The organism is Streptomyces sp. NPDC088915 (assembly GCF_044749825.1).
In the GTDB taxonomy this organism is placed as follows: Bacteria; Actinomycetota; Actinomycetes; order Streptomycetales; family Streptomycetaceae; genus Streptomyces.
In genome coordinates this window covers 105,007-111,438 of sequence record NZ_JBIVIR010000024.1, presented here as the reverse complement: position 1 = coordinate 111,438, position 6,432 = coordinate 105,007, and the positions used below count along the sequence as shown (strand labels likewise).

7 protein-coding genes are annotated in these 6,432 nt (G+C 71.7%); all 7 read left to right on the top strand.

Translation table 11 applies throughout. The features are described from left to right. Positions 1-442: 442 nt before the first annotated feature. The 7 genes from ACIP5O_RS33640 (at position 443) to ACIP5O_RS33610 (ending at position 6,392) form a co-directional block, all read left to right on the top strand. Positions 443-931: a hypothetical protein gene (locus tag ACIP5O_RS33640; RefSeq protein ID WP_401300603.1), complete on the top strand. Its 489-nt coding sequence runs from the start codon at positions 443-445 to the stop codon at positions 929-931. Between the two features lie 190 nt (positions 932-1,121). After that, positions 1,122-2,186 (top strand): ArdC-like ssDNA-binding domain-containing protein, encoded by a 1,065-nt coding sequence (locus ACIP5O_RS33635; protein WP_401300600.1) that lies wholly within the window; start codon positions 1,122-1,124, stop codon positions 2,184-2,186. A 1,010-nt stretch (positions 2,187-3,196) separates the two neighbouring features. Further along, a complete protein-coding gene (locus ACIP5O_RS33630; RefSeq protein WP_401300598.1) occupies positions 3,197-3,565 on the top strand; it encodes a hypothetical protein in 369 nt (122 codons plus the stop codon). A 273-nt stretch (positions 3,566-3,838) separates the two neighbouring features. Then, positions 3,839-4,423: a hypothetical protein gene (locus ACIP5O_RS33625; protein ID WP_401300595.1), complete on the top strand. Its 585-nt coding sequence runs from the start codon at positions 3,839-3,841 to the stop codon at positions 4,421-4,423. Between the two features lie 167 nt (positions 4,424-4,590). After that, entirely contained in the window at positions 4,591-5,133 is a 543-nt protein-coding gene (locus ACIP5O_RS33620; RefSeq protein ID WP_401300592.1) for a hypothetical protein, read from the top strand. Between the two features lie 124 nt (positions 5,134-5,257). Next, positions 5,258-5,428: a hypothetical protein gene (locus ACIP5O_RS33615; RefSeq protein ID WP_401300589.1), complete on the top strand. Its 171-nt coding sequence runs from the start codon at positions 5,258-5,260 to the stop codon at positions 5,426-5,428. Positions 5,429-5,522: 94 nt separating this feature from the next. Beyond that, on the top strand, positions 5,523-6,392 hold the full coding sequence (locus tag ACIP5O_RS33610) for a hypothetical protein (RefSeq protein ID WP_401300586.1): 870 nt from the start codon (positions 5,523-5,525) through the stop codon (positions 6,390-6,392). The last annotated feature ends 40 nt before the right edge of the window (positions 6,393-6,432 follow it).

The following is a 6,432-nucleotide window of genomic DNA, read 5'->3' as shown; positions in this document are numbered from 1 at the left end:
TCGCTCCCTGCGGGCTGCGGTCGCTTCGCTCCCTTGCGCGGGGCCCCGGGGGGCTCCTCCGGACGCCCGCCCCCCGGGGACCGGGGGACGGGCTGATGCCGGTGGTGGGCCGGGCCAGGAGAACGGTCTCATCGTCGACTGCGGGCGGCATCGTGGTGACCGCGAGGGGTTGAGGTCGAGGAGGGCCTGGAGGAGCCGGACGCCGAAGTTCGAGTGCGGGCCGGCCGGGGGCCCGGGAGGGAAAAGCGGCTGGCAAGGAGGGGGGTCGGCGGAGGTCCGGACGTCCTCTAAAAGATCATGGAACTTCCGGGAAAAAACCCTGGTCAGATGCCCTTTCCGGCTATGTGATCCGGCCCAACACTGGTAATATAGAGCTTGTTGGAAGGGGGTGGCACCCCGACCGGCACCACTCGAAACCCGCACCACACCGGAGGCAGACGACATGACCGTCAAGACCCGCACCCCGCGCCCCGCCGTCAAGAAGACCGCCAAGGCTCCGCAGCCGGTCGTCACCGTCGTTGACACCCGTCACCCGAAGTCCGGCCTGTCGATCAGCTACCGCGTCACCGTGGGCACCGTGGAGCGCGCCGAGGTGATCAGCGAGGCGGGGGTCTCGGTTGGGCTGGCCGCTCGCCTCACGATCCAGGCGGGCCCGGGGCAGCGCCCCGTGACCGTCATGGCCAGCCGCCTTATCGGTGAGGGTGAGTGGCACATCGACGCCATGACCGAGCGCAACGGTCGCGTTCACTTCTCCCGAGGCTTCGGGAACCGGCAGCCCGGCGGCCGCCGCCTCATGGCCGACCTGGGCGACGTGCTCACCCTCTGCGCGTACGACGTTCGCGGACTGGTCGAGGACGCCGAGCCCGGCCGCCCGCTGAAGCTGCGCAAGGTCAAGGCGAAGCGCACGGCGAAGGTCGCCGCCGAGGCGTAACCGGAGTGGCCGGGGCGTGGTGAGCGCCCCGGCCACAGTAGGGGCCGGAGTAGAAAAAGCCTGATCAGACCCCCTTCCGCCCTTCTGAATCTGGGCTAAAACTGGTAATATAGAGCTTGTTGGGAGGGGGTGGCACTCCTCCCGGCACCGCTCGAAACCCGCACCACTTCAACGAGAGGCACCCGCCGAGATGGCTACCAAGACCACGCGCCGCCGCTCCACCAAGACCACCGAGGAGCGCGCGGCGGAGGTAGACGCTCTCCACGAGCAGCTCAACAGCGCGATTGCGTCCCTGATCTCCGCCGACGGATGGAAGGCGATGCTTCGCGCGACCGTCGCGAACCTCGGCCGCTACTCCGCCAACAACATGCTGCTGATCCTGGCCCAGTGCCCACACGCCACCCAGGTGCGCAGCTTCAAGCAGTGGAAGGAGAACGGCCGTTCCGTCCGCAAGGGGGAAAAGGGACTGCGGATCTTCGCCCCCATGACGGTTAAGAAGAAGGACGAGACCGGCGCGCCGGTCCTGGACGAGAACGGCCAGGAGAAGAAGCGGGTTCTTTTCAAGACCGTCGCCGTGTTCGACATCAGCCAGACCGACCCCATCGAGCAGGAGACCACCCCCGAAGAGTCCACGGAGCCCGCCTACGCGCTCGGCGGAAAGGTGGAGGGCGATGCCCCGGCCGAACTCTGGGACTCCCTTACGGCCCACATCGAGGGCCACGGGTACGCGGTGCGGCTGGAGTCCACCGGCCGCGCGGACGGGTACACCGACCCCAAGACCCGCGTAGTCGGCATCCAGGCCAGCGACCCCGAGGCGCACCGCGTGATCACGCTCGCCCACGAAGCCGCGCACATCGAGTGCGGCCACGTCGCAGACCTGAACGAGTACCGCCGTCACCGGGGACGCATGGAGTGCGAAGCCGAATCCGTCGCGTACATCGTCGCCGGGGTGGCCGGTCTGGACGCCGCCCTTACGTCCGTCCCGTACATCGCGAACTGGGCAGGCCAGACCGCCGAGGAGGTCCGCGAGACGCTCGCAGCCGCAAGCGCAACGGTCGTCCGCGCCGCCCGCGCGATCCTGGCCACCACCACGGCCACGCCGGATGAAGTGACGGAGACGGACGAGGCGGAGCGCGTGGTGGAGGAAGCCGCCCACGCCGCCTACCAGGAGGCGCGCGCCGAGATGATCGAGACCGCCCAGCAGCGCGAGCAGCTCCAGCCGCTCGATATCGCCACGGCACCCGCTCAGGGGTGACGCGAGGTGGGGGGAGGGGAAACCCTCCCCCCACCGGCACGGCGGGGACGCGCCGACCGGCCATCGTGGTGCGGCGGTCGACGACGGCCGCACCGCCCATTCCACCGGGCGACGGCCGCGCCCACGGTTCAGCGGCCCAGTGCGCACGCTGGGAGGCACACCGCCGGAGCGTGACCGCGTGCGCGGTGGGCGACGGCTGGCCGTGGACGGCCGGGCCGGACGCGGAACGCCGTGGTGGTGCCCGGTCGTGGGCGCCGGCCCCGCCGCTGGACGTGTGGCCGGCGCGCAGCTCCTCCCGTACGGCACCCGTCCTCCGGCCGGGTACTGGGGGCTCCTCGCCCCCAGGCCCCCCGCCAGCGCCCAGGGCGCGCTGGACCGCCCAGGTGAAAAGGCGACAGGCCCCGGGCATCGCGGGGTCATCCCGCGGCCTGCGGGTCGGTGGAGAAGGTGCGGGCGGCCGACCGCGGCGTGACCGTCGGTGGAGGGTCTCATCGTCCCTTCGGGCCGATCCGGCCGTGCGCCGCAGTCGTCGGGCGTGGCCGCCCTCCTTTTTGCGGCCCTCCGGTCGCTTCGCTCCCTGCGGGCTGCGGTCGCTTCGCTCCCTTGCGCGGGGCCCCGGGGGGCTCCTCCGGACGCCCGCCCCCCGGGGACCGGGGGACGGGCTGGAGTCCGTCGTGGCCGAGGCGGGGGCAGAGCGCCGTCGTCGTCCGCCGGCGCCGTCGTGGCGGGGGAGAGGGGCTGAGGTCGAGGAGGGCCTGGAGGAGCTGGACGCCGGAGTCCGAGTGCGGGCCGGCCGGGGGCCCGGGAGGGAAAAGCGGCTGGCAAGGAGGGGGGTCGGCGGGGGCCCGGACGCCCGCTAAAAGATCATGGAACTTCCGGGAAAAACCCTGGTCAGATGCCCTTTCCGGCTATGCGATCCGGCCCAGTGCTGGTAATATAGAGCTTGTTGGAAGGGGGTGGCACCCCGACCGGCACCACTCGAAACCCGCACCACACCGGAGGCAGACGACATGACCGCGACTGCGACGCGCACCCGCCACTTCTACAAGTGCAACTGCGACGTGGAGCCGGGGCCGCACACGGTGCCGATCCAGCGCGTGGCCGTTGAGCCCGACGCCAGCGCCAACGCCCGCCAGCTCTGCGCTGTCCTGGATGGGGTCTGGCATGACGCCAGCCTGTTCTACGGTCCCGGCGTCCGTATGGCGATCGTCTGCGAGGAGGGCGACAGGAGCGCCGCCGCCAATGCCGCCAGGTACTGGGCCGCCACCCGTGGATTCCCTGTCGAGCCGAACGACGGGTTCACCACCCTGCGTGTGGTGCCCGAGTCGTTCGCGGTGCCCGCCGATGAACGGCGACCGGTCTACCGCTACACCGCGTAAGCGGAAGGGGGCGGCGGGGGTCTTTGGACGCCCCGCCTCCCCGCCGCGCAGAACCGGGCCGTTCCTGGCCGACGAACTCACCGCACGTGATGAGAGCGGCGGCCGCGCCGACCTCCCCCCGACCGGCCCCGCCGCGCGCCCGTCCGTCCACCAGTCGGCCGCCGGGCGACGGCCGCACGTCTTGACCGCCCTCCGGCGCGCATCCCGCACTCCGGCGCCTGCCCCGGGCCAAGCCCGCAGCGGCATCCCACCTTCTCCACGACGAGGAACCCGATGAACACCACCATGTCCGAAGCCAGTTCCACCAGCCTGCGCATGGCCGTCGAGGCCGCGCGCGCGGCCGCCAAGGCCGCCGCACACACTGCCGCCCTGATCCTGATCGAGGCGGACGGCGGTCAGGGCCGCATCCACCAAGCGTGGCGAGGAGAAGGCCCCGCCGACGCCTGGTGCGTGGTCACCTCCGCGCACTTCACCGCGCACATCCTCTCCGAGTCGCACGGCGACCGCGCGCACGTCACGCTGACCGGCATCACCCCGGCCGCGTACGAGCGGATGCGGACCTGGGCCGAGGATCGTGACGACTGCGACCACGATTACGGCTGCGTCTGCCTTGAGGACCCGTGGCCCACGCTCGCCTTCCTCTCCACGTCCACCGAGGAATGCCGGATCGACTACCGCCGCGCCGACGAGGACGAGCGTGGCCGCGCCCGCCTGGCGTTCGATCGCGTCACCGTCACGCTCTTCGACGAGCCGGTGACCGTCGTGGACACCCTGCTCCGCATCGCGCGCGGCCGCCTGATGCACGGCAGTGACCGCAGCGCCCCGCCCCCCGGGGTGCTGCGGCCCGCTCCGAACTGACCAGCGCGGAGCGCGGCCGCGCCGACGGGCCCCGGCCCCGGCGCGGCCGCGCCCCACGGTGGTCACCAACCACCACGGGCGACGACCGGTCGCCCTGTGGCCGGCCCCGTGCGCCGCCACGTCCCGGTACCACCCGCCGGTGGTGCCCCACCCTGAGAGAGGACCCCATGACCGACTTGATCAAGCTGCCCCACACCGGACTTCACGTCCCCCACGACCGCTACACCCTCGCCGGCCTCCAGCAGATGACGACGCGCTGCGGCATCGCCTACAACGCCACCGTCCACGAGGGAGAGCGCTGCGTGGGCGTCATCGAGAACGAGGGCAATGGCGGGGGCACCTGGTTCTTCCCGGCCACCGCCGCCGACCACCACGCCGTTCACGAGTTCGCGGCCGCTTGCCGCATGGACGGGGAACCGCTGTCCGAGGAGGAGGTGCTGGACCACCTCATCACTGAGCACGAGACCGCCCGGGACGTCGCGAAGTGCGCGCGGCACCGCGCAAGCCTGCTCCGCGGCCTCGACGAGGACGGCCTGCCCGCCGTCATCACCTCCGTGAGCGCCCCGCCGGTCTGGCTGGACCGTGCCGACTCCCCGTTCCTGCCCCGGATCGCCCGCGGCTTGAGGGCAAGCGATCCCGACGTGGCTGTCTGGGAGTTCTGGACCGGCGACCAGTGGAAGCGGCTCAGCCTCCCCGCCGCCATCGACTGAAACCCCTGCTCAGCCCCCCTTTTTGCTAGGCGGTCCGGCTCGAAACTGGTAATATAGAGCTTGTTGGAAGGGGGTGGCACCCCGACCGGCACCACCACTCGGAACCTGGACCGGAAGGCCTGACATGCCTGCGTACATCGGTGATCTCGAAGAGTCCTGCATCGAATGCGGCGCGGACGAGGGGGAGCCCTGCGACCCCGAGTGCGAGCACTACGACGAGGAGCTCCACGACGGGTACACCCGCGAGATCGAAGCCCCCTCACAGTACGAGGAGCCGGTACCGCCCGGCTGGTAGACAGCACTCCCGCCGGGGCGGCGGATGGCACCGCCGCCCCGGCACCACTCGAAACCCGACACCACCCCAGGAGGACCCGATCCCTACCCGCTCGATGATCGAAACCCGAGTCTGCATCGACGACACGCTCGGCCCGTTCGACTGCAAGCTCGACCCGGCCAACCGGTGGAACGGCTGGCTGAGCCCCCACTTCCCGCTCGACTCCGCACGGCGGCTCTCCGCGCAGACGCTCCGCATGGCCGAGGAGTACGGCTACGACTGCACCGACACCATCCACGTGATCGAGGGCCGCGAGGACAGCCCCGACACGGTGCACATCATCGAGGGCGGCCCCAGCCGACACGGTGAAGAGGACGAGGTCCTGGCGGTCGCCGTACGCGTCAACTGGCGGCACGTCGACCGGGACGCGGGCCGCGCCGCCACGGTCACCGAGGCCACCCCGCAGGCCCGGAAGGCGGCCCGGCGACGTAAGCCCGGCGGTCGCGGAGCCCGCCGCGTGGTCATCGTCCACATCCGGTGGATGTACCTCGACGAGGGCAGCGACACGGCCGCCAGCATCGTGGCGCCCGACGACGAGGGGCTCTACTCGATCGGCGGCTGGGAGTGGACGTGGCACTTCGCGAGTTGGTGGTGCCTGTGCGGCTCCGACCAGGACTGGCACGTGCTCGACTGCCTCTGCGGCGTCACCCGGGGCCAGGCACTGGCTCTCAAGGAGGCCGCGCCCCGGGTCGGCGCGATCCTCCGCAGGGACGCCCCCGGGGCCACCGCAGCTCTCTTCGAGACCACCACCGCGCCCCGGATCGTCACGGTGGTCGACGGCGCCACCGAGCTGGACCTTGGCGAGGGCGGCCCGTACGACACGGAGACGCTCGGAGAAGCGGACGCGGTACTGCGCGCCGCGCTGGGCAGCGGCCCGATCGAAGGCGGCCCCCACTGGCTCAGGTTCGAGCCCGCCGCCCGCTGACCGCGACGCAGCCCTGATCCGGCCGGGGCGGCGGACGGCA